This window comes from Enterobacter cloacae complex sp. P42RS (assembly GCF_014930595.1).
Lineage (GTDB): Bacteria > Pseudomonadota > Gammaproteobacteria > Enterobacterales > Enterobacteriaceae > Enterobacter > Enterobacter bugandensis.
In genome coordinates, this window is sequence record NZ_JADBRK010000008.1 from 15,324 (window position 1) to 41,620 (window position 26,297).

Annotated in this window: 21 protein-coding genes; 8 read left to right on the forward strand and 13 right to left on the reverse strand. The window is 56.9% G+C overall.

The features are described 5' to 3' along the window. Positions 1 to 24 precede the first annotated feature (24 nt). The 10 genes from IM314_RS12165 to IM314_RS12210 all read right to left on the reverse strand — a co-directional run bounded on the left by IM314_RS12165 (position 25) and on the right by IM314_RS12210 (position 11,869). Positions 25 to 507, reverse strand: coding sequence for a type VI secretion system tube protein Hcp (locus tag IM314_RS12165; RefSeq protein WP_008502640.1), 483 nt, complete (start codon positions 505 to 507; stop codon positions 25 to 27). Positions 508 to 732: 225 nt separating this feature from the next. Then, complete coding sequence (tssC, locus tag IM314_RS12170) at positions 733 to 2,232, reverse strand: type VI secretion system contractile sheath large subunit (protein WP_006810956.1); 1,500 nt, start codon at positions 2,230 to 2,232, stop codon at positions 733 to 735. A 3-nt stretch (positions 2,233 to 2,235) separates the two neighbouring features. Further along, the gene (tssB, locus tag IM314_RS12175; protein WP_022648413.1) at positions 2,236 to 2,760 is read right to left on the reverse strand and encodes a type VI secretion system contractile sheath small subunit; all 525 of its coding nucleotides are present in this window, start codon (positions 2,758 to 2,760) and stop codon (positions 2,236 to 2,238) included. A gap of 75 nt (positions 2,761 to 2,835) precedes the next feature. Continuing rightward, the gene (tssA, locus tag IM314_RS12180) at positions 2,836 to 3,852 is read right to left on the reverse strand and encodes a type VI secretion system protein TssA (RefSeq protein ID WP_193358931.1); all 1,017 of its coding nucleotides are present in this window, start codon (positions 3,850 to 3,852) and stop codon (positions 2,836 to 2,838) included. An 11-nt stretch (positions 3,853 to 3,863) separates the two neighbouring features. Beyond that, complete coding sequence (gene tagF, locus IM314_RS12185; RefSeq protein ID WP_028013492.1) at positions 3,864 to 4,580, reverse strand: type VI secretion system-associated protein TagF; 717 nt, start codon at positions 4,578 to 4,580, stop codon at positions 3,864 to 3,866. A gap of 16 nt (positions 4,581 to 4,596) precedes the next feature. Next, positions 4,597 to 8,217, reverse strand: a complete 3,621-nt coding sequence (gene tssM, locus IM314_RS12190) for a type VI secretion system membrane subunit TssM (RefSeq protein ID WP_193358930.1) — start codon at positions 8,215 to 8,217, stop codon at positions 4,597 to 4,599. A 2-nt stretch (positions 8,218 to 8,219) separates the two neighbouring features. After that, complete coding sequence (locus IM314_RS12195) at positions 8,220 to 9,458, reverse strand: DotU family type VI secretion system protein (protein ID WP_028013493.1); 1,239 nt, start codon at positions 9,456 to 9,458, stop codon at positions 8,220 to 8,222. Positions 9,459 to 9,475: 17 nt separating this feature from the next. Next, positions 9,476 to 10,819: a type VI secretion system baseplate subunit TssK gene (gene tssK, locus IM314_RS12200; protein WP_193358929.1), complete on the reverse strand. Its 1,344-nt coding sequence runs from the start codon at positions 10,817 to 10,819 to the stop codon at positions 9,476 to 9,478. 28 nt (positions 10,820 to 10,847) lie between these two features. Further along, the gene (gene tssJ / locus IM314_RS12205) at positions 10,848 to 11,351 is read right to left on the reverse strand and encodes a type VI secretion system lipoprotein TssJ (protein ID WP_193358928.1); all 504 of its coding nucleotides are present in this window, start codon (positions 11,349 to 11,351) and stop codon (positions 10,848 to 10,850) included. Between the two features lie 23 nt (positions 11,352 to 11,374). Continuing rightward, positions 11,375 to 11,869, reverse strand: a complete 495-nt coding sequence (locus tag IM314_RS12210) for a hypothetical protein (RefSeq protein WP_045630807.1) — start codon at positions 11,867 to 11,869, stop codon at positions 11,375 to 11,377. A gap of 1,004 nt (positions 11,870 to 12,873) precedes the next feature. Here IM314_RS12210 and IM314_RS12215 point away from each other — a divergent pair. Then, a complete protein-coding gene (locus tag IM314_RS12215) occupies positions 12,874 to 15,162 on the forward strand; it encodes an FdhF/YdeP family oxidoreductase (RefSeq protein WP_193358927.1) in 2,289 nt (762 codons plus the stop codon). 23 nt (positions 15,163 to 15,185) lie between these two features. Next, positions 15,186 to 16,082: a LysR family transcriptional regulator gene (locus IM314_RS12220; RefSeq protein ID WP_045630805.1), complete on the forward strand. Its 897-nt coding sequence runs from the start codon at positions 15,186 to 15,188 to the stop codon at positions 16,080 to 16,082. On the opposite strand, the gene IM314_RS12225 is transcribed toward IM314_RS12220, so the two are convergent. Further along, positions 16,061 to 16,819, reverse strand: a complete 759-nt coding sequence (locus IM314_RS12225; protein WP_045630804.1) for a phosphate/phosphite/phosphonate ABC transporter substrate-binding protein — start codon at positions 16,817 to 16,819, stop codon at positions 16,061 to 16,063. The two genes, IM314_RS12220 and IM314_RS12225, sit on opposite strands and share 22 nt — an antisense overlap. Beyond that, the gene (locus IM314_RS12230; RefSeq protein WP_193358926.1) at positions 16,812 to 17,783 is read right to left on the reverse strand and encodes a fatty acid desaturase; all 972 of its coding nucleotides are present in this window, start codon (positions 17,781 to 17,783) and stop codon (positions 16,812 to 16,814) included. Before IM314_RS12230 ends, IM314_RS12225 begins: the two co-directional genes overlap by 8 nt. Before the next feature lie 148 nt (positions 17,784 to 17,931). Here IM314_RS12230 and IM314_RS12235 point away from each other — a divergent pair, with 148 nt between their 5' ends. From IM314_RS12235 to IM314_RS12250, 4 genes are all read left to right on the forward strand, one after another. After that, a complete protein-coding gene (locus IM314_RS12235; RefSeq protein ID WP_193358925.1) occupies positions 17,932 to 18,912 on the forward strand; it encodes a GlxA family transcriptional regulator in 981 nt (326 codons plus the stop codon). A 78-nt stretch (positions 18,913 to 18,990) separates the two neighbouring features. Continuing rightward, positions 18,991 to 20,001, forward strand: coding sequence for a type I glyceraldehyde-3-phosphate dehydrogenase (gene gap / locus IM314_RS12240; RefSeq protein ID WP_193358924.1), 1,011 nt, complete (start codon positions 18,991 to 18,993; stop codon positions 19,999 to 20,001). Between the two features lie 480 nt (positions 20,002 to 20,481). Next, a complete protein-coding gene (locus IM314_RS12245; RefSeq protein WP_193358923.1) occupies positions 20,482 to 21,627 on the forward strand; it encodes an HNH endonuclease signature motif containing protein in 1,146 nt (381 codons plus the stop codon). Positions 21,628 to 21,637: 10 nt separating this feature from the next. Next, positions 21,638 to 22,153 carry a YrhA family protein gene (locus IM314_RS12250; protein WP_193358922.1) on the forward strand — a complete coding sequence of 172 codons (516 nt, stop codon included), beginning with the start codon at positions 21,638 to 21,640 and terminating at the stop codon, positions 22,151 to 22,153. A 93-nt stretch (positions 22,154 to 22,246) separates the two neighbouring features. Here IM314_RS12250 and IM314_RS12255 read toward each other — a convergent pair whose 3' ends face one another. Continuing rightward, a complete protein-coding gene (locus IM314_RS12255) occupies positions 22,247 to 23,434 on the reverse strand; it encodes an MFS transporter (protein WP_193358921.1) in 1,188 nt (395 codons plus the stop codon). Positions 23,435 to 23,549: 115 nt separating this feature from the next. Here IM314_RS12255 and IM314_RS12260 point away from each other — a divergent pair, with 115 nt between their 5' ends. Beyond that, the gene (locus tag IM314_RS12260; RefSeq protein ID WP_047364871.1) at positions 23,550 to 24,506 is read left to right on the forward strand and encodes an AraC family transcriptional regulator; all 957 of its coding nucleotides are present in this window, start codon (positions 23,550 to 23,552) and stop codon (positions 24,504 to 24,506) included. Between the two features lie 102 nt (positions 24,507 to 24,608). Beyond that, positions 24,609 to 26,294, forward strand: a complete 1,686-nt coding sequence (locus IM314_RS12265) for an alpha,alpha-trehalase (protein WP_045630799.1) — start codon at positions 24,609 to 24,611, stop codon at positions 26,292 to 26,294. Positions 26,295 to 26,297: the final 3 nt, after the last annotated feature.

Genomic DNA, 26,297 nt, shown 5'->3' on the forward strand with positions numbered 1-26,297 from the left:
TGAGCCCTTTCGGGCCCACTATTATTATGCTTCTTTGTTTTCTTTGATATTCCAGCCAGCGCTGCTTTCAGCACCTTTACCACCCGACGTGGTCTGCTCCCAGTACTGCTGTTTCACTTTCGCAGCCTGGAACGCGTAGGTCACACCAACGGTATCGCCGTTGTCTGCACCGGTGTACTGAACAGAGGTCACCAGCACATCTTCCAGCGTAATGCGGGAGTATTCCACCTGCTGACCGCCCGCTTTACAGACGGACAGCTCAACCTTAGTCAGGTGTTTACCGCTGGCGCAGTGTTTCAGGATAGCGGTGGTGGATTTGTCGATCAGTGCGTTAACGTGCAGGTCGTTAAAGTTAACTTTACCGGCACCGCCGCCACCGCCAACGCTCATATTACCTGGCTGGGAAGCGCCCCAGGAGAAGGAGGTAATATCAGTCCAGCCGGTGTGGTTAGAATCTTTAGATTCGCCCGTAACACCCTCGACCTTCAGAAACATATCAATAGCCATAATATCTACTCTTCGTGGATGAACAATATTGCTTTCGAAAAAGCACTTATATGGCAAACAGGAAAGCATGGGGCTGAATAAAACCGTCCATATTTTACCTCTGCCTCATATCAAATGACCCGTGTCATTTGACAGTCTTACATTCCTCCGAAATAACGGAATGAATGTGAAGTCATTATTACCGTTCCAGCCGTCTTTCTTGCCGGCCCGTGCAAGATGTTGCTCTTACGCGTCTTTCGTCTTCAGCGACGGCAACTTAGATACCAGACGCAGAGAAACGGTCAGACCTTCCAGCTGGTAGTGCGGACGCAGGAAGAACTTCGCGGCATAGTAGCCCGGGTTGTCCTCAATCTCCTGCACCTGCACTTCCGCAGCCGCCAGCGGTTTGCGGGACTTGGTCTCCTGAGAGGAGTTCGCCGGGTCACCGTCGACGTAGTTCATCACCCAGTCGTTCAGCCAGCGCTCCATCTCTTCGCGCTCGCGGAAGGAGCCGATTTTGTCGCGCACGATGCACTTCAGGTAGTGGGCAAAGCGGCAGCAGGCGAACAGGTACGGCAGACGAGACGCCAGGCGCGCGTTGGCGGTGGCATCCGGGTCGTGGTACTCGGCCGGTTTTTGCAGAGACTGTGCGCCGATGAAGGCGGCAAAGTCGGAGTTTTTACGGTGAACCAGCGGCATAAACCCGTTTTTCGCCAGCTCGGCTTCGCGACGGTCGCTGATGGCGATCTCGGTCGGGCACTTCATGTCCACGCCGCCGTCATCGCTCGGGAAGGTGTGGCACGGCAGGTTTTCCACCGCACCGCCGGACTCCACGCCGCGAATCGAGGTGCACCAGCCGTACTCTTTAAAGGAGCGGTTGATGTTGGCGGCCATGGCGTACGCGGCGTTCGCCCACGAGTAGCTGTTGTGGTTTGCGCCGTCGGTCTGCTCTTCAAAATCGAAGCTGTCCACCGGGTTGGTGCGAATGCCGTACGGCAGGCGCGACAGGAAGCGCGGCATCACCAGCCCCAGATAGCGGGCGTCTTCGGATTCACGCAGGGAACGCCAGGCGGCGTATTCGGTGTTCTGGAAGATCTTGGTCAGATCGCGCGGGTTGGCCAGCTCCTGCCAGGACTCCATCTGCATCACGCCCGGCGCGGTGCCGGTGATGAACGGACAGTGCGCCGCAGAGCCAATGCGCGCCATTTCCCCCAGCAGCTCAACGTCCTGCGGGCTGTGGTCGAAGTAATAGTCGCCGACGATGCAGCCAAACGGCTCGCCGCCGAACTGACCGTACTCCTGCTCGTAGATTTTCTTGAAGATCGGGCTCTGGTCCCAGCCCACGCCCTTGTAGCGCTTCAGGGTGCGGCCCAGCTCCTGCTTGGAGATACTCATAAAGCGGATCTTCAGCATCTCGTCAGTTTCGGTATTGTTGACCAGGTAGCTCAGGCCGCGCCAGGCGCTCTCCAGCTTCTGAAACTCTTCGTGGTGAATGATCTGGTTCACCTGCTGCGAGAGCTGCTCGTCGATACCGGCAATCAGGTTCTGAATGGTGCGGTAGGTGTCGTTCGAGAAGGTAACGGTATTTTCCAGCGCCTGCTGCGCCAGAGTCTTGACCGCACTCTCCACGGCGGAACGCGCCTGATCGGTTTTCGGGCGGAACTCTTTGTTCAGCAGCGCGCTGAACTCATCCTGGCTGAACGCCTGACCCGCCTGCTGATCGTGTTGTTGAGTCTGGTTGCTCATCGATTATTCCTCGCTACCTTTCGCGCTTTCGTCATTTTTTGGCATCTGGCTCAGGGATTTGAGCAGCGTCGGATCCTGAAGGATTTTTGCGATCAGCTCTTCCGCACCGTTTTTGCCGTCCATGTAGGTCAGCAGGTTAGAGAGCTGCGTGCGCGCCTCCAGCAGCTTGTTCAGCGGCTCAACTTTGCGGGCCACCGCGTCCGGCAGGAAGTCGTCCATGCTGTCGAAGGTCAGATCGACGTTGAGCTTACCTTCGCCGGTCAGGGTGTTATCTACCTGGAACGCCACGCGCGGCTTCAGCGCCTTCATGCGTTCATCGAAGTTATCGATGTCGATTTCCAGGAATTTTCGCTCGTCGACGGCTGGCAGGTTTTCCACCGGCTTGCCAACCAGATCGGCCATAACGCCCATCACAAACGGCAGCTGAATTTTGCGTTCTGCACCGTAGATCTCTACGTCGTATTCGATCTGCACGCGGGGAGCACGGTTGCGTGCGATGAATTTCTGTCCACTGTTACTCATTGCCATGATGTTCTCCATCAAAGATGCGCGGTGAAGGTGAAACGGCAGACTCCATGCCTGTCGTCATAATGCCAGGACGCGTCATTCGCGGCGTCCAAAGATGTTTTCCAGTTGGTTAACGCCGTCTGGCGCCAGGTCGCGAATAATGTCCATAAAGTTAAGTTCTGACAGCCGCTGCACCCGTTCAATCATCAGCGGCGCGGGGTGGCTCGGTTCGTACTGCGCGAAATACTGCTTCGCTTTTTCCAGCATTAGCTGCGCGTCGGCGCGGCTGGTAACCTGCACGCTGCGCCAGTCGGTGACCGACTGAACGGGCTGCGCTGCCGCAGGCTGCGGCTCAGCGTGCTGTTCAGCCTGCGCTTCACGGTTCGGCAGCAGCTTACTGATGTCGGTCACCTGACACGCGCTGGCGACCAGCCCCACTGTTTTCAGCAGCTGTTCCATTTCCGGTACGCCGCTTTCACCGAGATGCCCGGTGAGCAGCTCGCGGATGGCCAGCAGCCGTTCGTTAATCACAATGACCGCTGCGGTCCCCGGCTGGTCGCCGCGGGCCAGTTCGTCAATCAGCCTCGGGCGACCGCCGGGATAGTCCGGACACTCGGTTTTACTGCCGTCCAGCAGCGCCTGGGCGTCACGCAGCGAAATTTCATCGCCGTTTGAACGCAGCAGCGAGGCGTTACGTACCGCGACGGTGAGCTCGGATTTATCGCTCAGCCCTGCCAGAGCGTTAATGCGATAGAATGGGTCGGTTTCGCCATACTCTTCCAGCAGCGGATAGAGCGGCTCCCAGTAGCGCGCGATAGCCTCCTGCACCAGCAACAGCCCGTCGGCGTAGCCCGCAAGACCGCGACGGCGGGTCCAGGCGTGGGTTAAAGCCAGCATCACGCGAAGATCTTTGGTGCGGCTCAGCAGGCTGGTAGCGAATTTTTCTACCGTGTTCCAGTCCGCAGGCTCTTCCGGGATGATGGTGTCGCCAAACTGCTGTTCCGCTTTGCCCTGACTGGCCTGGTTCATCGCCTGGAAATCAGCGTCATATTCCAGATTGTCGCCACAGGGCTTGTCGGGACTTATTGGCGCGAGAAATTCTTCGATATTCATGAGATCCCTGCTTATTCAAACATAGGCGGATAGAGACCGTGACGCCCCGGGCGGGCGCCCCCTGCCGGGTCGAACAGCAGGGTAAAAAGCTGCCCGGTGAAGTTGCCGCTGTGAACGTGGGTGTACAGCGGGTACCCGTCGCAGCGGTTGGTCCACCAGTAGCTGGTCTGACGCAGCGGGTCAAAACACTCTGCCGCCTGCGGCCAGCCCAGCGTGCTTTGCCCGTCCTCGTCGTAGCCAATGACGTCGAGGATGTCAGAGCGCTTCTGCGGCTCGACGGGCTGCGGCGCCGGAATGGACATCAGCATCTCATCCAGCTGCGAGGCGGAAAAGCTGTTACGCACCGCGTGCAGCCCCAGACGACCAATTTGCTGATACCAGCTCTCCGCCTGACTGAGCAGGCTGGTCGACCACTCTGACGGGGCGAAGCTCAACTGAATGCAGACCGGGTACTGTCGGCCAACGCTGTCGCGGCCGGGCAGCAGGCAGCCCATCTGGATCATCTGGCTGCCCAGCATCGGCGGGACGACGAAATTCCAGACCGGAGCTTTGGTGAACTGGCGCTCGCCGCTGCGCTGCTCTTCCTGCTGCCAGGCAAGCAGGCCAACCTGAAACCAGTGCGACCACTGGCGCTGTAAGGTGTCAGGAAAGCGACGCTGCAGGAAATCTCCGGCGCTGGGTAATTTGCCATACCAGCTGTAGCGGTTCATCGCAGGGGTATTCGTCATACGGCTGTCCTTGCGGTTATGGGCATGAAAAACGGGGAAGCTGGAACGGGTTGCGGATGCTGTTCGGCGCAAACTCCAGCGTGACCTGATGTCCGTCGACGTTGAAGGTGGCCTGACGGCTCAGGCTTCCCGCGCCCGGGCTGGTGCTCGCTTTGTCAAAAAAGCGGTTGAGCGCCCAGGAGCCGTTGGTCACAAGCGTCGCGGTGCTGCCGTTAGCCAGACCCAGCTGCATACGGACCTGGTTGGTGCCGCCCGGCCCCGGCCAGTTCATGATCTGCACCGCCTGCGGACCGTGGCTGTAACGCAGCAGCTGGCCGTCGACATCCAGCGTCAGGTTCAGAATGGTATTATCCATTCGCACGGTGCGAACCGTCACCTTGAAAGACGGCGTGGTTGCGCCGTTAGCAAAGAAGGCGTCGCGAATCGACTGGGCCTGCTGGAACGGTCTCAGCAGCCCTTCGCTGCCCGGCAGGGTTTTACCGTCGATGCCCGGCATAAAGCGCCAGTTTGCCTGCGTCGTATCCACTTTGCTGGTCAGGTTGTCGCGAAAGAAGGTATCCATCAGCCCGGTGCCCGGCGCAAACATGCGGGCGAGATCGTCCGGAGTGACCTCAGTGCTGGCGCTGCGCACCAGCGGGTAGCGACCGGCGATCGCCTGACGGCAGAAACCGCCGACTTCAACGTTGATCCGCTTACGCACGTTTTCCAGATCGCGGCGCTGGGTATCGCTGCTGGCCCCCACCGCCATGTTGCTGAACATGGTTTGCAATCCGCCCGGCAGTCGACCGGCGCTGGCCTGCAGACGGCTGATCGCCTCGCCGCCCGGTGCCGGCATACCGCTGTTGGCGGCATCCTGCACGGCGGTCAGGTAACGATAAAGCTCGTCCACCTGCTTAAGCAAATCATCAAAGACGATGGTCTTGCCACCCTTTTCCAGCGGCTGGGCCAGCTCAATCATCGGCGCGTAGTGGTCCGTCACCAGCTGCTCCGGCGCCTGAGTAATCGCGGCGGCCTGCGTCGGGGCATTGTCATTATTGCTGAACAGCGCTTCCAGCGTGCGGGTGGCGCGGTTGCTCTGCGCCTGCGCTTTATCGGCATCTTCCGGTGCCGGGGTATCCCGGGAGAGCGTCAGCACCTGGCTCAGGTTCTGCACCAGACGGCGCAGGGGCGAGTTTGCGCCAGAGAGCAGGCGCGCAGTGTTGATGCGCTGGGAGAGATCGGCGCTGTTGTTAAGCTGGATGTCGGCGAGAAAGCGATCCCAGTTCGCGATAAAGTCGCGCATGTAGAGCTGGCGTACGGCGTTATCGATCTGCTGTTTATCTTCCTGCGCGGTCGCGGCGCCCAGCACCCAGGCGTCGTCTTCATGCAGAGCGGTCGTTACGCTGTCAATCTGGCTGTTAAAGCTTTTCCAGTAACCGTCCGGCGTATAAAGACCCGGCACCCCTTCGCTAACCGGCTTACCGCTTTTGCGGGAAAAAACCAGTTCGCTCTGTGGCCCGCCCAGGTCGGAAAGGGAGACCGGTTTGAGGTTGTCGTCATGTTCCAGCAGGCGCTTCAGGCGACCGTAGACGCGGGTTGAAAGCGGCTGCTGGTTGATCAGCGCTCTTTCACGCGCCACCAGGGATTCGTCCTGCGCGTACGGCGAGGCCTGAATTTTCGGCTCCAGCAGCTGGGTGAGATGCCATTCGAGCTGCTGCAGCTGCGCCTTCGTGACGTTTTGCGGCAGGTTGCGCTGCAGGTTGAGCATCACCCAGGAGTGCAGGAATTTGCCGTCGTAGTGCTTCGGCTGATAGAGCATCTGATAGGCTTTCAGCGCCTCGTAGCTGTACTCCACGTCGCTGCCGTTATCGTTGCGCAGCCAGGTGGTGATGTGCATAGCAACGGCGGGCAACAGCAGCTGATCCAGCGCCTTCTGGTACAGGGACTGCGAAGCATCGCTGACGTCATCCCCACGGTAAAGCCCCATGCGGCGGGAGACCGGCGGATCGTTGACATCAAACGCGTCGCTTTTCGGCAGGTCCACCAGGCCATTCAGCAACGGCAGCAGATCGAACAGGTCACGCTGCGGCTGGTTCTGCAACGCTTTGCTCTGCTGGTCCAGTAGCGGCACCTTCGCATCCACCTCTTCCAGATAGGCCTTATTTTTAGCATAGCTGGTCAGCCACAGCCCGCCGAGGATCGCCAGCAGGGCCAGCAGCGCCGCGTAGCCGGACCAGATCACCGCCCGGTTGCGCAGTTCCCACCAGCGGTTTTCCCCGGCGATCCCGGCTTCCTGGAAAATAACGTTTTGCAGCAGGTTCTTGATGAAGAAACTCTGGCCCTTCGCGCCCGGGATTGGGGCTTCTTTACTGACCGAATCCCAGTTATCGCGCTCTGCCCCTTCCGGCAGGGAGAGCGCGCGGTTCAGTTCGCCCATTACGCGGTCAAACGGCATGCCTTCCTGCGTCCCGCTGGCGAAGTAGATCCCGCGCGGGGAGAACTCAGTTTCGAAGTTGGAGCGCGCAAAGACCGTGCTCAGGTAGTCCGCCAGCAGCGGACGCAGTGCAGCGAACTCCTGCGGGAAGAGATACGCTTCGGCGCGGGTTTTCGCGTCATGCTCCTTGAGCATGGTTTCCGGCAGCCCGGCATCAAGACGCTGCTGTAACAGAGAAAATTCCTGCTGGAAGTTGCCCATCAGGTCGTAATCGGCGTGTTTAGTCTGCTCCCACGGCAGCGTGAAGCCCCAGATCTGGTCGCGCTGCGCTTTATCGTAGTCGGCAAACCAGGCGCGGAAGCCTTTGAGAAGGTCGGCCTTGGTCACCATCACGTACACCGGGAAGCGGATACCCAGCTGTTCATGCAGCTCGGACAGGCGCTGGCGCAGGTTCACCGCCTGCTGGCGGGACGCCTCGGCAGACTGGGTCAGCAGGTCCGAAATGCTGATCGTGACAATGACGCCGTTGATCGGCTGGCGGCGACGGTACTTGCGCAGTAGCCCCATGAACTGCAGCCACTCACCGGCATCCTGCGCCTGCTCGCTCTCCTGGGTGGTATAGCGACCCGCGGTGTCCAGCAGCACGGCCTCGTTGGTGAACCACCAGTCGCAGTTGCGCGTGCCGCCAATACCGCGCAGCGCGGTCTTACCGAAACGGTCGGCCAGCGGGAACTGCAGCCCGGAGTTCACCAGCGCCGTAGTTTTACCGGAGCCCGGCGCGCCGATAATGACGTACCACGGCAGCTGATAGAGATATTGCGTGCTGAAGCGCTGGGTCCACTGAGCGCCCTGGCCCGCTTTACTGAAGTGCGCTTTTTTAAGCATCTGCGCGGCTTCATCAAAACGGCTGGCGAGGATCTGCTCCTCGCTGTTCAGGCGCTGCTGCGGATCCGCCGCCTCCGGGCTGGTGGTGTTCTCGTTGAGCTTGTCCATCAGCTTGCGGTTCAGCCAGGCGTTATAAAGGCGCGGCAGAATATGGCCCTGCGCCCAAAGCAGGTAGACCACGGCGATACTGATGATGCGGTTCTGTTCGGATTCGAGCGGTCGGGTGTCCACGATGGACAGCAGAGGGCCAATCATCCAGATCACCGCCGCCAGCGCCGTTACGCCGAGGAAGCTCCACAGAATGCGGTTGGTCAGAATGGAAAGAAGTGTAGTCAGCATCCTTAGTTTCCTTGCGGCAATCCGTTCAGCTCGGCCTGGGTGTTTTCAGGCGACACCAGCAGAGTAATTTCCACACGGCGGTTACGGGCGCGGTTTTCCGGCGTCGTGTTCGGCGCCACCGGGTTAATCTCGCCCCGCCCTTCCGCCTTCACGCGGCCAGGCTGAGAGAGGCTTCCCTGCAGCATTTTCTGTACGGAGCGCGCGCGTTCCAGTGAGAGCTCGTAGTTAGAGGCAAAGCGCGCGCTGCGGATCGGCACGTTATCGCTGTAGCCCACCACCAGAATTTTGCCGCTGACGTTGTTCATCGCCTGCGCAATGCGGTTGATGACCGGTTCATAGCGGTCGCGCACGACGGTCGAGGCGGAGGCAAACAGCCCGTCGCCCTTCAGGATCACGACGCTGCGATCTGCCTGGTCTTTTACCGCCACCAGGCCCGCCTCAATTTCAGGCTTCAGGAAGCCGCGCAGGTTAAGCACTGCGGGCAGCTGACGCGCTGGCTGCTGGATGGTGGTTTCCGGCAGTTGGGACTGATAAATCTTCGCCAGCACCGGGTTGGTGTTGTCGCCAAGGCGCCAGTTAAGCACGATGTAAAACAGGCAGGCGATAAACCCGGCCAGCGCCACGCAGGCCCACAGGGGAACCATCGGCCGCCAGAGCTTGCGCAGCACCGGACGATCTTCCGGATGAGGAGAAAGCGGCGGCGGATAGCTGCCGCGCACGCCGCGGATCATCTGCCACAGCCGCTGCTTGATAGTTTCAAGCTGGGTGCGGCCATTGTCCAGCACCCGATAGCGCCCCTCGAAGCCGAGCAGCAGGCAGTAGTTGATCATCTCCAGCAGCAGGATATGCTCGCGCGGGTTCTGCGACAGGCGCGCCAGCAGCTGGAAGAACTTTTCGCCGCCCCAGGTTTCGTTATGGAACGTCACCAGCAGGCCATTGCTGGACCAGACGCCGCTGCTGCCCCAGGGAGTCAGCGCGGCGGCCTCGTCCAGCGCCGTGCACAGGCAGTAGCGCGCCCCGACGATCACTTCGTAGGGCAGCCCCGCCTGCTGACAGCGGACTTCAAAACGGCGAATCTCATCGATCAGGCGCTGGCGTAACGCCACCTGATCGTCATGTGATACCGAATGACGGATCTGCGGAATCGCGTTGAGCAGCGGATTGGCGGCCGCCACCAGCTGATTGTTGCTACTGGCTCCGGTAAACGCGGCATCACTGCCGCTATCCTGTCGTTCCTGCATATTAAGCGCTCGCTTTATTATTCTGTCGGGCTACGGATGGCCCAAAACTCCATATCCAGCCCCGGGAACTCCCCTGCAAGGTGCAGGGCGAATGCGCCGGACTTATCCATCTCGTGCCACAGCTCGCTGCCCTTCTCCAGCTCGAAGTAGCTGTAGCCGGCATGCCACGGGATCTGCGGCGGCGCGACCGGCATGGCGCGCAGCATAATGCCCGGCAGCTGCAGCTGAACCAGATCGCGAATTTTCGAGACCGGGGCAATTTTCATCTGCGCCGGGAAATGGGTTTGCAGGTGTTCGCCCGGCACGTTGGCTTTCACCGCCAGCACGAAGCCAAATTCGCGCACCATGCTGGTTTCAGGAACGGTGGCGATGTTCAGGCCATGCGAGCGCTCGTTAAGCGGCAGCTGAATGGCGTGGTCTTCCATCACCAGCGACAGCCCCTGGCGCAGCATCAGCATCAGCTTGCTGAAGCAGTTCGCCAGATCGTCGTGATCGTAGATCGGCAGCACGCTCTCGGTGGTGCGCTGCGACGTCCAGGTCGTGAGCTCGGTGGCAAACGGCAGCCAGCTGCGCCAGAGCGTTTCCGGGTGCAGCAGCGGCAGCGATTTTAAATGTGAAACCTCGCCCAGATGACGGTTCACGAGCGAAAGCAGCGTAAATTCAATCAATTCAGAGGTGTTAAAGCGGCCAGGCTGACGCAGGCGGCCGCCAATCTGCTGGCTGCGCTGCACCAGCAAACCGTGCAGATCGTTGATCATGCTGTAGATCTGCGGGCTGTTATTGGCGTTCAGCATCGGCGGGATGTAGCTGTTATCCAGCCGCACGTGGTTGTCGTTGCGTTTTTCAGTCACAAACGCCACGCCGATGGATGTCCATTCTGCCGTGAGGTCTTTTTCCAGCATCAGCGTCAGGCGCAGGCGGCCAAACTGGACGGTAGCATCCCCCACCGACATGGCGTTATCGTCCTCCACCTCCTGCTCAAACGCGACGAAGCGGGCCAGTGAGGCGGGCTCTTCGCTGAAAATCACCTCTTCCCGCTCGCCACGACGAACCGGCAGCGCGAGCACCACCTTTTCGTTGGTGAGATTGTCAGGAATTTTTAGCGGCGCGGGACCATTGCGTCCGTTGCGAACCTGGAAAAAGGTGCCGTCCGGCAGTAACCCGCTGCAGTAGCTCAGGGCAATGCAGCCCTGGCGAAGCATCGCTTCGTCCAGTTCTACGTCGAGAAAGCCCCAGAGATAGGAACGCTGCAGCGCACCCCACTCACGAACATGGTTGAGCAGATAACTTTCAGTCCGCTGAAAATGGTGTGGACGCAGGAACATGCCTTCGGTCCAGACGACCTTTTCTGCTTTGGTCATGATGATGTGTTTCCTGTTGTGAAGCGCGTTACTGGCTGATGACCCGAATGCCGTTTACGTCGAGAAAAACGTTGGCCTGGAGTTCATCCGCGGACCATTTCCAGAACTGGTAGATATGATTTTCGCCTGGCACAGGCAGCGGGAGTGAAACGCGCCATTTTTTACCGTCCAGCTTCTGATATTCCGCCATCACGCCGATATAACGCGCCTCAGGATCGCTCTGACCGCTGAGGGTTTTGGACAGCTGTACCGGCATCAGGAAGAAAACGTCGCTGTTCAGCAGATTCGCGCCAAGCGTTGCTGACGCGTTGTTCTGCAGGGAATAGAAGTCGCTGGACATGAAATCCGCATCGGATTTCAACAACAGCACCCGGACTTTAAGTGGCGCAGAATCATTGATTTGTGGATGAGCCTGAAACTGCAGATTGTAGCGGGAAGGGTCGCTGTGTGAAGACGACGTACAACCACTGACAAGGGCGAAAATCGCCGCGTAAAAGACTAACCACAGCCGATGAAACTTTTTATTATTCATAAAAATACGCCCACGAAAGCCGTTTAGTTCAGGATCCAGGTACCGTTAGCGCTGTCTTTGCAGGCTTTGCTGTTGCCATCCACATCGACACAGGTCGCTTTTTTACGCACCTTAGGACGAATGGCCTGTTTGCGGACGGTGGCTTCGTACTGGTCGGCTTTGATAACGGCACGCATCGGGACGTAGCCAATCAGCTGCTCGTTCCCCTCATCGGCGAGCGCCATCCAGTAGTGTTCAACCTGCCCCAGCACTACATAGGTTTTTCCGGTTTCCAGCGTACGGATAACCTTTCCGCCAAAATCAGGACGGCTCATCAGGGAGGCCGGGTACATGGCACGATAAGGCTCGTTGAGCTGGGTGAATTCCGTTGGCGGCACCACGGCGTGACGGTGGGTCAGGGTGACACCGTTGACCTGGCTGGTCACGATCGTGTCGTCGGTGATTGCCGGTTTCTGTGGCGCTTTACAGCCCGCCACCGCCATTACAAACAGAAGTGAAAACAGTACGCGCATTTTCATATGCTTTTCCGTAGCGATATTTTGATGATGGAGATAAGGGGATGAAATTTGACTTAGGTGCTATTGTTAAAATAGTCAGGATAATTTCGGGATGTTACTAATTTAAAGACATAGCTACCGCACGAGCCCTTCAGAATAAGGCCCAGCGTCTTCCTGACATATTTTGACAAACGGTAAACAAGTTTACATGAGCTTTGCTTCAATTCAATATTTACCGCATCGTAACTGTTGGTAAATGAAGCAGTCGGAAAATTATAGGATTAATCCTATGATAAAAAACGATATGGCCCACGCTTTCTTATTCCCCCACCACAATATGACATAACCTTATGTTTTATCTATTAAAAAATACAAAGGATAACTACTTTCATTAACGCAGTCACGCTATTACCGCCACTACCATAATTAGTAGAATTCGCGGTTTTTTGATGTCAAAGGAATATATCTCTGATGAATTATTTGTTGCACTAACAGGGTATGTTTAATATTGAAGACGCTTCATCGTCTGGGTGAGAGTATTTCACTTATGCAGCAAGATGTTAATTTCATGCCGCAAAAAAAGCGTATATTTTAGGCCGTAATAATTCCACTGTCAGGTATACCTTATATCTATTATTCATTAAGCATGAGTAAACCTTTCTGCCATTCTCTCAATTGAAAAATGCCTCCAGTAGTCCATCAGACGCGAACCGCGGCGATATCTCCAGCGCATCAGCTTCATTCGAAGTTTAACTGGCGCTACATACTTTCCTGCTCACCGCCATCTATCTCGCCTACCGATTGATAGATAAAATATATTATTAAAATGATAAAATTTCGTTATAATTTCTTTAAATATTTAAACACAAGATCATATAAATCACTGTAATAAAAAGAGTTTTAGTTAAGTCGCTTTTCCGTTCCGTATGTGCTTCGCCATTCGGTCGTCATTGCTTTCACCTATTGCTCTCGTCAGTGATTTTTTGAGCTCAGGCGTTGTGTGATCGAACAAATCAGGAGTGGGTATGAACAAGAAAAGACGCTCGGTGCCAGGCATCAGACACTATGACGGCCCTGCCGGCGGCTGGGGCGCGTTGAAGGCGACGGCCATTGCAGTACGTACCCAAATGGATACCCTGGACGCTCCCGCGACGCTGCTGCGTACCAACCAGCCGGACGGTTTTGACTGCCCCGGCTGCGCGTGGCCCGATAAAGAGCACAAGTCGACATTCCAGTTCTGCGAGAACGGCGCGAAAGCGGTGACCTGGGAAGCGACCAGTAAGCGCGTGACGCCCGATTTTCTGGCGGAAAACAGCGTCTCCTCGCTGCTGGCTAAATTAGACTTTGAGCTGGAAGGTTACGGTCGTCTGACGCATCCCCTGCGCTATGATCGGGCCAGCGATACCTTCCGGCCCGTCGACTGGGACGCGGCGTTTCAACGCATCGGGGAACTATTGCGCGGGCTCGAACCGGACCAGGTCGAGTTCTATACTTCCGGGCGCGCCTCCAACGAAGCGGCGTATCTGTTCCAGCTGTTCGCTCGCGAGTACGGCACCAATAATTTCCCGGACTGCTCGAATATGTGTCACGAGGCCACCAGCGTCGGCTTGCCGCGCTCCATCGGAATTGGGAAAGGCACCGTCTCGCTGGACGATTTCGACAAGACTGAGCTGGTGATCTCCATCGGTCACAACCCCGGCACCAACCATCCGCGAATGATGGGTACCCTGCACGAGCTGGCGCGTCGCAATGTGCCGATTATCGTTTTCAACCCGCTGCGCGAGCGCGCCCTCGAACGTTTTGCCGACCCGCAAAGCGTGATTGAAATGGCAACCTATAGCTCTACGGACATCGCCTCAACCTACTTCCAGGTGAAGGCCGGGGGCGATGCCGCCGCGCTGAAAGGCATAGCTAAACACCTTCTGGAGATGGAGGCCGAACGCGGTGACGTGCTTGACCGCGCGTTTATTGCAGAACACACCCGGGGTATTGAAGATTTTGCCGCCGATATCGCGCAGACCCGCTGGGACGACATTGAGCGCGAGTCGGGGCTCAGCCAGGCGGCGCTCAAAAAGGTGGCCGAGGCCTATGCCAAATCAAACGCCACCATCATTACTTACGGAATGGGGATTACCCAGCACAATAAAGGCACGGCGAACGTCCGCCTGATTGCTGACCTGCTGCTTCTGCGCGGGAACATCGGCAAGCCCGGCGCGGGGATCTGCCCCCTGCGCGGCCACTCTAACGTTCAGGGGAACCGGACCGTCGGGATTAGCGAGAAGCCTGCCCCGGCCTTCCTGAACCGCCTGAAAGAGGTGTTTGGCTTTGAGCCCCCTTCCCGTCACGGACACGATGCGGTGCAGGCGACGCGGGCCATGATCGACGGTCGCGCAAAAGCGCTCATTTGCCTCGGCGGTAACTTTGCCGTCGCGATGCCCGACCACGAGAACGGTTTCCCGGCGATGGATAACCTGGATCTGAGCGTGCACGTCGGGACCAAGCTGAACCGTACCCATCTGCTGGTGGGCAAAGAGACCTTTATTTTCCCGTGCCTCGGGCGCACGGAGCTGGATATGCAGGCCACCGGCCTCCAGTCCATCACCGTCGAAGACTCCATGTCGATGGTGCATGCTTCCTCCGGCAAGCTGAAACCCGCCTCGCCGTTGCTCCGTTCGGAGCCTGCCATCGTCGCTGGCCTCGCAAAGGCTACCCTGCCGGAAACACGCGTGGACTGGCTGACGCTGGTTGAGGATTACGACCGCATCCGCGATTTGATCGAGCAGACCATTCCGGGCTTTGAGAACTACAATGCGCGGATCCGTGTTCCCGGCGGCTTCCGCATGCCGCTGCCTCCGACACAGCGTACCTGGCCGACCGCAACGGGCAAAGCGATGTTCTCGGTATTTGACGGCGTACAGGAAAACGCCAGCGGTGAAGGCGAGCATGTGCTGCGCCTGATCACGCTGCGCAGCCACGACCAGTACAACACCACCATTTACGCCCTGGACGATCGCTACCGTGGCGTATTTGGCCGCCGCGACGTGCTGTTTATGAACGAAGAAGATATGGCGCAGTCAGGGCTGGAACACGGCGATCGCGTGGATATCGAAACCGCCCTCCCCGGCAGCGCGCAGCGTCTGGAAGATATTACGGTGGTGGCGTACAACATCGCCCCGGGCTCCGTCGGCGCGTATTACCCGGAGGCCAACGTGCTGGTGCCGCTCGATTATCTCGACAAGGACAGCGGTACGCCGTCGTATAAATCTGTTCCGGTTCGCATTACCCTGCGCTCGAAAGAGATCCGCATGCTGTAAGGCTTTACGCGCAGAGAAGAGTGATGGACATAAAACAGTTAAAATATTTACTCGCGCTCGACGAGACCCGCCACTTTGGTAAAGCGGCATTGCGGTGCAACATCACCCAGCCGACCCTCTCCATGCGCATCCGCAGTCTGGAAGAGGAGCTGGGGCTGGTGCTGATCGTGCGCGGGCAGCGCTTTGAAGGGTTTACCCCGGAGGGAGAGCGCATCCTCGCATGGGCGCGCGCGCTTCTTGCCGCACACGACGGATTGCAGGCGGAAGCCGCGCTGTGTAAAGGCCAGGTGGTGGGAGAATTACGTCTGGGGATGGTGCCGCTGGCGAGCGTGGATCCGATGATCTTTATCCGCCTGCTTACGCAAAAGTACCCGGAGCTGACCTACAGCCTCTATTCTATGTCTTCGGCGCAGATTGCCGACGGCGTCAGCCGCAATCAGCTTGAGCTGGGGATTTGCTACCTGAACAGCATCGATACCAGCCTGTTTGACATTATTCAGCTTCCTAAAACGAAGATGGGGCTGCTCCACGACACCCGTCATTTCCAGCTTACCCCGGAGACGCTGACCTGGCACGATCTGACGGATTTTCCGCTGGGGTTCCTGACCAAAGGGATGCACTACCGGGCGCATATGGAGGCCAGCTTTAAAGCTGCTGGCATCGAACCGACGGCCGTTTTTGAGAGCGACTCCACGTTCCAGATCATTCAGGCGGTTCAGAGCGGCGTATGCTGCGCCGTGATGCCGCTGAATAACGGGCTGGAAGCCCTGAACGGCACATTCAGGATTATCCCCATCGCCGACGCGAACATTGAGGCTCCCATCGGCCTGATTATGCGCAGGCAGAAACCCGTCTCTTCGCTGGCGCTGCGCTGCTTTACCGACGCGCAGGCGATTTATCACGCGGACAAGGAGGCGTAAGCCTGCCGCGACACCACGCTAAAACCGCCGATCAGCACTGCGGCGCAGACCTCCCGGTATTCCGGCGCACTCACCAGCTCGCGCAGCGCATCGCGAATGGCGCTTAGCGTTTCGGGGGACGTGCGTCGCGACGTGATTAATGGCAGCCCTGGCGTCAGCGGCGTTTGATCGAACGCCGCCAGCCCCGCAAGCCGTTCCGGCTCATGACGCTCCAGCAGCGCCCAGGTCACGCAGTCGATGGCGGCGATATCGCTCTTCCCGCGCTGCACGTCAATCAGCGACTGACGGTGGCTGCCGCTGAAGGACGTTTGTGAAAAAAATGGCCCGTCGACAATCAGGGGTGCCACCTTTTTTCGCAGCGCGTTATAGCCGGACTGCGAGTCTTCCGAATTACAAACCGCCCGACGTCCGCGAAAATCCGCCAGCGTGAGATGCCTTTCCTCCGCGCGCGCTACCAGAAAACTGCGGTACTGGCTCCCTTCGCAGCCCGCGGCGGTGTAGTGAAAACAGCCCACCACCTGTACCTCCGGGAGCTGCGTCACCAGCGGGTAGCCGCATGTCTGGCTGAGGATAAGCTCAGGCTGGTGCCAGTGGGCCAGCAGGTCAGACTCCGGCCAGCCGGGAGCACGATCGACGGGCACGCCACGCGCGGCCAGCAGATGCTGCACCGCCAGCCAGAGCGCGCGGGTATCGCCGCGATCCACGGCGTACATGGGAAACGCCAGCAGGTTACTCATACCTCTCCTCCTGTTGTTTTCCGGGATGGACGGTGACCTCCACTGGCCGGGTCCAGAACTGGCGTAGCCATTCACCGTAGCCCCGGACCACAAAGCCGTGGTTACGCTGCCGGTACGCCTCCCGGTTTTGCCGGTAGATCGTCGGCAACCCGTACCAGGGAACGCCCGGTAAATCGTGGTGAATAGAATGGTAATTGAGATTCAAAAACAGCACCCGCCAGACTAGCCCGGCCTCGTTAATGACCGAGCGCGCGAGCGGATCGTCCGCCGCCCGATGTTCGTAGAACGAGCGGACCTTGGTCAGCGCCAGCGCCGGATAGCTCACCGCCAGCACAAACCAGACGGGTGAAAAGCCGTGATGCACCATCCACGCGAAAAGTGCCACCAGCAACGTGATGTGAACCAGCCACATCGTCATCGCCCGCAGGTGAAAATGACGAAACGCCGCCCCGGCGCTGCCCAGCGTCTGGACGATATCCAGCAGCGGCGCCAGCAGAAGCCGCCCGGCAAAGGTATTCCGGGCCCGAATCAGGCGCTTCTGCCACGGGGAAAAGCGCGCCCAGCTCGCCTCGGTGAAATAATACGACTCTGGGTCATCCGCCGGAAAGGTCAGGCTATCGTGACGGTGATGGGCCAGATGGGAATCCCGGTACAGGCCATACGGATACCAGACCGCCAGCGGGAGCGTGCCGAACAGCTGGTTAAGCCAGGCAAAACGGGTGGGATGCCCGTGGATCAGCTCGTGCTGCAGGGACATGTACCAGGCGGTAAACCAGATAAGCAGCAGCGTGGCGGGAAGCAGGCCGAGCGTTTGCCAGAACGCCAGCGTGGCAAACCAGCCCGCATAAATCGTGAACATTAACAGCCAGGTGGGCAGTTCGCTTCGCCAAAAGAAACCCGACGCGAGGCGGTGAATTTGATTGCGTTGTTGCGGATGTAAATAGAGGGAGCTTCGTTTACCCATTCCTTAAGACGCCGTTTCGCCAGAGACAGAGCCCTGACGATCGGGGATTACGCCTGAAATCACAAACAACTTAAATCGCTTTGCTTTGCCAGAAACGTGAAGTGTGGGCACTCTTGACTTATTCTGTATTAAAGGTACTTTTCAGGACATGAAGAAGATCCTGATTATCGTTCCCGACGGCGGCATGCTGTTTGAAGCCGCCGGTATCGCCGACATTCTGATGCAGGCCAACCGGCTGTATCCGGAAGGGCTTACCCAGCCCCGCTACCGTATCATCATTGCCACCACGCAGCCCCACCAGGTGATCCACGGCCAGTCTGGCCTGAACCTGCTGGCGGACTATCGCCTGCCGGAGCTGGATCCGCGCGAACCGCTGGACACCATTATCATCACCGGACGCGGGATCAACGAGCAGGAGAGCACGGCGGTGGTGGACTGGCTGCACCTCGCTGCCCCGCACGCCCGGCGGGTCGCCTCCATTTGCGGGGGCGCGATGCTGCTTGCCCAGACCGGCTTGCTGGACGGCCGCCGCGCAACCACCCACTGGCGGCTGCTGGAGACAATGCAAGCCCAGTACCCGGCTATCCACGTCGAAGGCGGCCCGCTGTATATTCAGGATGGCCCCATCTGGACCTCCGGCGGCGTGAGTTCCGGGTTCGATCTGACCCTGGCGCTGGTGGAAGACGACTACGGATTTACCCTCGCCCGCGACGTGGCGCAGGATATGGTGATGTATCTGCGTCGCCCCGGCGGACAGCTGCAGTTCAGCCGCTATAGCCTGCAGCAGCCTGGCGCATCGGGGCCCATAAGCGAACTGCAAACCTGGATCCTGCAGAACCTCACCGCCGACCTGTGCGTGGAAAATTTGGCCGAAAAGGTGGCGATGAGCCCGCGCAATTTCACCCGGGTTTTTACCCGCGACGCGGGCGTCTCGCCTGCCCGTTACGTGACGGAAGCGCGCCTGGCCGCCGCCCGACAGCTGCTTGAGCAGACCCATGATCCCCTTGAGCGGGTTGCCGAGCAAAGCGGGTTTGGCACCAGCATTAACCTGCGCCGCGTGTTTGAGAAACAGCTCCACCTCACGCCAGGCGAGTATCGCCAGCGCTTCCACTGCCGCAAGATGGCGTAATCTGATCCTTTTTTGTCGTTTACGCCAACCGGCCCCGCGCCTACAGTGACTCCAGACAACAGAGATAAGGAGTGCACCATGGTTAAGGTCGGTATTAACGGTTTCGGCCGTATCGGACGTAATTTCCTGCGCGCGGCGCTGGGTAACCCGGATCTTCAGATTGTGGCCATTAACGATCTGACGGACAGTAAAACCCTCGCCCACCTGCTGAAACATGATTCCCTTCTGGGCAAACTGCCCGCGCCCGTTGAAGCGGCTGACGGCGCGCTGCAGGTGGACGGTCAGCGGATTGTGGTGTTTAGCGAACGCGACCCGGCAAATATTCCGTGGCGCGATGTTGGTGTTGACGTGGTAATTGAGGCCACCGGCTTCTTTACCGATCGGGAAAAAGCGGCGGTGCACGTCGCGCAGGGTGGCGCAAAGCGCGTCATCATCTCCGCGCCCGGCAAGAATGACGATCTGACGGTTGTGATGGGAGTGAACCACGATCGCTACGACCCGGCTCAGCACGTGGTCGTCAGTAACGGGAGCTGTACCACTAACGGTCTGGCGCCGGCGGCTCAGGTGCTGCATCAGCAGTTCGGGATCGAGCATGGTCTGATGAACACGACGCACGCGTACACCAACAGCCAGGCGCTGCACGACCAGCCGGAAAAAGATCTGCGCGGCGCGCGCGCGGCGGCGCTGTCGATTGTGCCTTACTCCAGCGGCGCGGCGAAAGCGCTGGGCAAAGTGATCCCCTCCCTGGACGGCAAGCTGACCGGGTACTCCCTGCGCGTGCCGGTGCCGGTGGTGTCGATTGTGGATTTAACGGTAACGCTCAGCCGTAGCGTAACCGCCGAAGAGGTGAATGAGGCGTTCCGCAACGCGGCCGCCAGCGGGCCTCTGAAAGGGATCCTGGGCTATAGCGATGAACCGCTGGTCTCCAGCGACTACCAGGGCGACCCGCGCTCCTCCATTATCGACGGGCTTTCCACGCTGGTGATTGGCGGGAACATGGTGAAGATCCTGGCGTGGTATGACAACGAGTGGGGCTTCTCTAACCGCCTGGTGGATCTGGCGGTGCTAATGGATAAGAAAGGGCTGTAAGCCTTACCTTGATGCCGGGTGGCGCTTGCGCTTACCCGGCCTATAAATTAAAACATCATTCAGTAATATAACCTCAACCCTCGCAGAATAGATAATTCAAGATAATCTTACGTTTATTCAATGTTTTCAAATTCATCATATCAATTATAGAAAAAACAGGTTCCAATAAAGAACTCGCGTTGAGGCTTGATCGCGCCGTCGCGGGGGTAAAGGATGGTGTCATAGAATATTTTAATAACTGTGCCGATTAGCGCTACACTTTTGCAGTTCCATGCTCTGAGAAATTTAGAAGTAGATAACCATCTTTTCCTTTGTTGTTCTCTAATGCCCTTCCCTTATATTAAATTCTTTTATCATTACTTATAGCTTGCGTTTCACATCAATATAATAAATGAATTTTTAAGAACTATTCACTGCATGAATTATTAATTATTTAATATTTGGTGGTAACATAACCCTTTTACATCGTGAGGGATCTACATGCAAAATTTCAGATTGATCATGATATGGGATGCAGCAAGAGTGCTTAACCCCGAAGATTTTCAATACATACTGAGGCCGGAAGTCGCTTTTGAAAGAGCAAGAATTTACTACGATCTTGATTCTGACAACTATTCTTATTTTAGCCTCCAACAAATGCCAAATAGGAAGAATGGATTTATCAACCCCTTTTCAGCTAAGTATGATCGTAAATGTAATGGTATGTACGACGGTGCTTATGATCATACGCAGCATAATATAGATATTGGCTGGTTTATTGGAATAGATGAATCTGAAAAATGGGATTATTTTAAGCATCCATTTTATTTTGATGAAAACGGTGATCTTGTTTATCATTGTTTTATGGAACATTGGCATTCATGGTTTGAAATGAAAGTTAGGGAAGCATACAAAAAGTGTTTAAATGATCATCCGGGCAGGAAACCAGCACCTACAAAAAAAATTTATTTTTCAGACGTCCCTATACAACATGCTCAATCAGCTAAAACCATCAATAGCAAAGCAGCAGGACGTTTATTAGCCGCTGGAGGGGTTTATAATGGAAACATTGAAGGATTCAGGAAAACAGCAGAGCAATTAGGTGGTGAAGCGGTACAGGGTTATGATCAAGTATTGAATGAACAAACAGCAGGTACAGCTATTGCAGTGGCATCAATTCTGTTATCGAAACGATCTATTGAGCTTGGTGATGTTCAAGATATAACTAAATTTGTAGGAAAAGTTCGCGGGGATTCTGTATTACTACAGAATGTTGAAGTAACCCAAATTAATTATGTTAAAAGAACGGCAGAAGAAACTGCAATATTAAGAAAGGAATTCAATAGTACGGTAAAGAAATCTTTTCTTAAAGGTCTATCTAATACCCCTGAGGCAATGAATAAATTCTCCCCCGAAATGCTTGAACGGATGAGCATCGGTAGAAATCCAGATGGATGGCAAGTACATCATAAGCTACCTTTAGATGATAGCGGCACAAATACTTTTAATAACTTAACACTAATGAAAAATGATCCATATCACCAGGCATTGACTAATTATCAATTTAATATGACAAGAGACATGATTGTCGGTGAAAGTAGAATAGTCCCGTGGGTTAAACCTCAAGGTACAATTTATCCAAAGTGAGGGTGATATTATGGAAAAAGTTATAGACATGATGGTGAATGAGCTTTCTAAACTCATGGAAGATTATGGATACAGAATCTATCCGCCAGTTAGTACTAATTTTTTGGAATCAATGACCAAAGCTAATTCTTCAAACACTGATTTACCGCCCGTTCTTAAGGATATAAATAATGACATTTTGTTTTTTTTGAAAAAGCAACCGGATTATGTTTATTTTTTGACAAAAATGGATGGCTTTGAGTTCGATGGAGTAATACTTTATAGTTTTGCCCTTCAGCTTGAAGAGAATAATGTACCTATCAATAATATTTTCCTTTACAACGATAACTTTAGAAATAATGACATATTTGTTAATACTGATTTATCTGAACGCGTTGTTATTGGTCAGGATAGTATTTCTTTTTTCACATACGATCTCAAGGAAAATGTGTATCAAATTAGAGACAATGTAGGTACAGAAAAAATATTTGGTTCGTTTGATAACTTCTCTGATTTCTTAAGGGAGATCCTTGATACTGTAGCATAGCCTGTCACCGCCTGGTGGATCTGGCGGTGCTAATGGATAAGAAAGGGCTGTAAGCCTGGAGCCGGGTGGCGCGAACGCTCACCCGGCAAAAAATCATTCCGCTTTCACTTTCACGCCCATCAACACAATCACCATCGCCGTCACCAGCAGGAATCCGCTTCCGGCGAATACGCCGCTGGCACCGTTAAGGTCAAATACCGCCCCGCCCCCGGCCGCACCGGCGCTTATCGCCAGCTGGATTGAGGCCACCAGCAGCCCCCCTGCACTTTCGGCTTCATCCGGAACGGTGGTGGCAAGCCAGGTTGACCAGCCCACCGGAACCAGACCAAACGCAAAGCCCCACAGCGCCACCAGGAACCCGTCCAGCATTGCCAGATGGCCAAACGCCACCATCGTCAGCGCCAGTATGCCCATGGCGAACGGCACCAGCGCCAGCGTCAGGCGCAGATTACGTGCCAGCAGATGTTCTGCAACGGAAGTACCGACAAAGTTCGCCAGCCCAAAGCCCAGCAGGATCAGTGAAATGGTCTTAACGTTCGCCTGCCCCACCGTTTCAAGGAACGGGCGCAGGTAGGTAAAGAAGGCGAAATGGCCGCTGAAGATCAGAATAGTGGCCAGCATGCCGCCGATCATGCCCGGTCGACGCAGCACGCGGAACAGCGTGCTGAGGCTACCGCTGCTCTCGGGCTTCATGGACGGCAGTACCCAGATCTGCCACAGCAGCGCCAGTACGCTCGGCAGTATGCAGAGCACAAAGACGTTGCGCCAGCCGATCAGGCTACCCAGATAGCTCCCCAGCGGGGCAGCAACCACGGTGGCAATCGACACGCTGGAGAAAATCACCGCCAGCGCCTTCGGTACTTTATCCGTCGGAACCAGGCGCATCGTGGTGGCCGTCGACATCGCCCAGAAGCCACCGATGGCGACTCCTAACAGCAGGCGCCCCATCAGCAGGACGTGCAGCGTAGGCGCGAAGGCCACCAGCAGGCTTGAGATGATTTGCAGCACGGAGAAAAACATCAGTACCCAGCGACGGTCGATACTTTTGGTCGCCGGCGTAATCAGAAGCCCGGTGATCAGCGCCACCAGCGCGGTGGCGGTGACGGCCTGCCCGGCCATGCCCTCGCTGACGCCCAGGCTCGCGGCCATCGGCGTCAGCAAACTGGCTGGCAGGAACTCAGCCGTTATCAACCCAAACACGCCCAGCCCCAGTGAATAGACGGCCCGCCAGGCGGGTCTGGCAGGCGCCACGGCCTCTCTCGCCACGACACATGAATTCATCTGTTGTTCTCCCGTTATAAAAATGTGACAACTGTCGCAAAAGCATAGAGGGTTCACCGTGGACGATCTATGACATATAATCTCCACTTATTGATTATTCGTCCGGAGTTGCGCCATGACCGTTCAGTCCCCCGATTTGATCAGCGAACTCTTACGCGGCATGCGCCTGTCGGGCGTGAAATACCGACGGATTGAAGCCAGCGCGCCGTTTGGCGTGGCGTTCCACCAGGCGCCCGGTAAGGCGCAGTTCCATTTTGTGAGCCACGGTAGCGCCCTGCTGCGTATGGAGAGCGGTGCGACCTTCGAACTGAGCGGCGGCGACGCGCTGTTTATTCCTGGCGGGAATGCCCACGCCCTGCTCTCTGACGCGCAGGCAGCCATTACCCCGGTGAACGCTTTTCCGAGCGAACCTATCTGCGGCTCGGTGTGCGCCATTACCTGCGAGCCCTGTCCGGAGAGCGAGAACACCATCATCTTTAGCGGGTGTATGGATTTTGAGCTCGGCGGGATGCAGCCGCTGATCAAAGCAATGCCGGAAGTGATGATGGTCAGCCGGCTGATGTCCACCTGGCCGGAAATTCATCCGCTACTGGCGGCGATGGAGCGAGAATCCATGACCCGTCAGGCCGGGTTCGCCGGGATCCTTGCCCGGCTGGCTGACGTGGTGGCGGCGTTAATTGTGCGCGGCTGGGTTGAGGGCGGCTGCGGTAAAGCCACCGGCTGGGTGCAGGTTTTACGCGACCCGCGCCTGAGCCGGGCCATTTACGCCATGCACCAGCAGCCTGGCCTGAACTGGAGCGTGGCGGATCTGGCGAAAGAAGCGGGCACCTCACGCTCCGTGTTTGCCGAACGGTTTCTGGCCGCGACGGGGACGACCCCGGCAAAGTATCTCAGCGAACTGAGAATGCGGCTGGCGATTCAGTACATTCGTCACGAAAATCAGCCGATTGAAACGGTCGCACTTAGGCTGGGTTACGGATCGCTGGCGGCGTTTAGCCGGGCCTTTAAGCGCATCATTGGCCATGCGCCGGGCACGCTGCGGGAAGCCGGTCAGACGCCGGAAGAGGTCTGATAGCGCGGCAATATTTAACGCGAAGCGGGCAATATTCGTCTAAGGTTTTCAGGTGATTGACAACAGCGGTCACGCTGTTTAGTGAATACAGGAGACGAACTCATGATAAGACCTCGTACACTACGCCCCGCCTTTTTGCCCCTTGCGTTAGGTGGCGCGCTGCTCGGCGTAACGACATTGGGATATGCCGACGATAGCCCCACCGCCCAGACAACTTCACCCGATATTTTACTGGGCCCTCTGTTTAACGACGTGCAGAGTGCCAAACTGTTTCCCGATCAGAAAACCTTTGCCGATGCCGTTCCCAAAAGCGACCCGCTGATGATTCTGGCGGATTACCGGATGCAGCACACCCAGACAAGCTTTGACCTGCGCCACTTTGTGGAGATGAACTTCACGCTGCCTGCGGAAGGTGAAAAATATGTGCCGCCTGCGGGACAAAGCTTACGTGAGCACATTGACGACCTCTGGCCTGTGCTGACGCGCACCACGGATAAAGCCAGTAACAAATGGGATTCCCTGCTGCCGTTACCGAAACCTTACGTTGTGCCCGGCGGGCGCTTCCGCGAGGTCTACTACTGGGATAGCTATTTCACCATGCTGGGCCTGGCGGAGAGCGATCACTGGGACAAAATCAGCGATATGGTGGATAACTTTGCGTATGAGATTGATACCTTCGGCCATATCCCCAACGGTAACCGCAGCTACTACCTGAGCCGCTCCCAGCCGCCGTTCTTCTCACTGATGGTTGAGTTGCTGGCGACGCATGACAAAGACGCGCTGAAAAAATACCGTCCACAAATGGAAAAAGAGTACACCTACTGGATGGAGGGTGTAGAAAGCCTTCAGCCAGGGCAGGCTAACCAGCGCGTGGTGAAGCTCGATGACGGTTCCGTACTCAACCGCTACTGGGACGATCGCGATACCCCGCGCCCGGAGTCCTGGCTTGACGATATCACCACGGCGAAGAGCAACCCTAACCGGCCTGCGACGGAGATCTACCGCGATTTGCGCTCCGCGGCGGCCTCGGGCTGGGACTTTAGCTCCCGCTGGATGGACGACCCGCAAAAGCTCGGCACCATCCGCACCACCAGCATTGTGCCCGTCGATCTGAACGCCCTGATGTTTAAAATGGAAAAACTGCTCGCGCGAGCAGGCCAGGAGGCGGGCGACAGCGCGGCGGCGAGTAAATACGAGGCATTAGCAACCGCGCGTCAAAAAGCCATTGAGCGCCACCTGTGGAACGATAAAGAGGGCTGGTACGCCGATTACGATCTCAAGAGTAAGAAGGTGCGTAACCAGCTCACGGCGGCGGCCCTCTTCCCGCTCTACGTGAAGGCGGCGGCACAGGATCGCGCCGATAAAGTGGCCGCGGCCACTTCCGCGCGCTTGTTGAAGCCGGGTGGTATTACCACCACCACCATCAACAGCGGTCAGCAGTGGGATGCGCCAAACGGCTGGGCACCGCTGCAGTGGGTGGCAACGGAAGGGTTGCAGAACTATGGGCAGGATAAGGTTGCAATGGACGTGACCTGGCGCTTCCTGAAGAACGTTCAGCACACTTACGACCGCGAGAAGAAGCTGGTGGAGAAGTATGATGTCTCTTCTACCGGAACCGGCGGTGGCGGCGGTGAATATCCGCTCCAGGATGGGTTCGGCTGGAGTAACGGCGTGACGCTGAAAATGCTGGATCTGGTTTGTCCGAAAGAGAAACCGTGCGACAGCGTGCCGGAAAATCAGCCTGCGGCGAATGATGAGGCTGCGCCGGTGAAAGCTTCGGCGCAGTAAGGG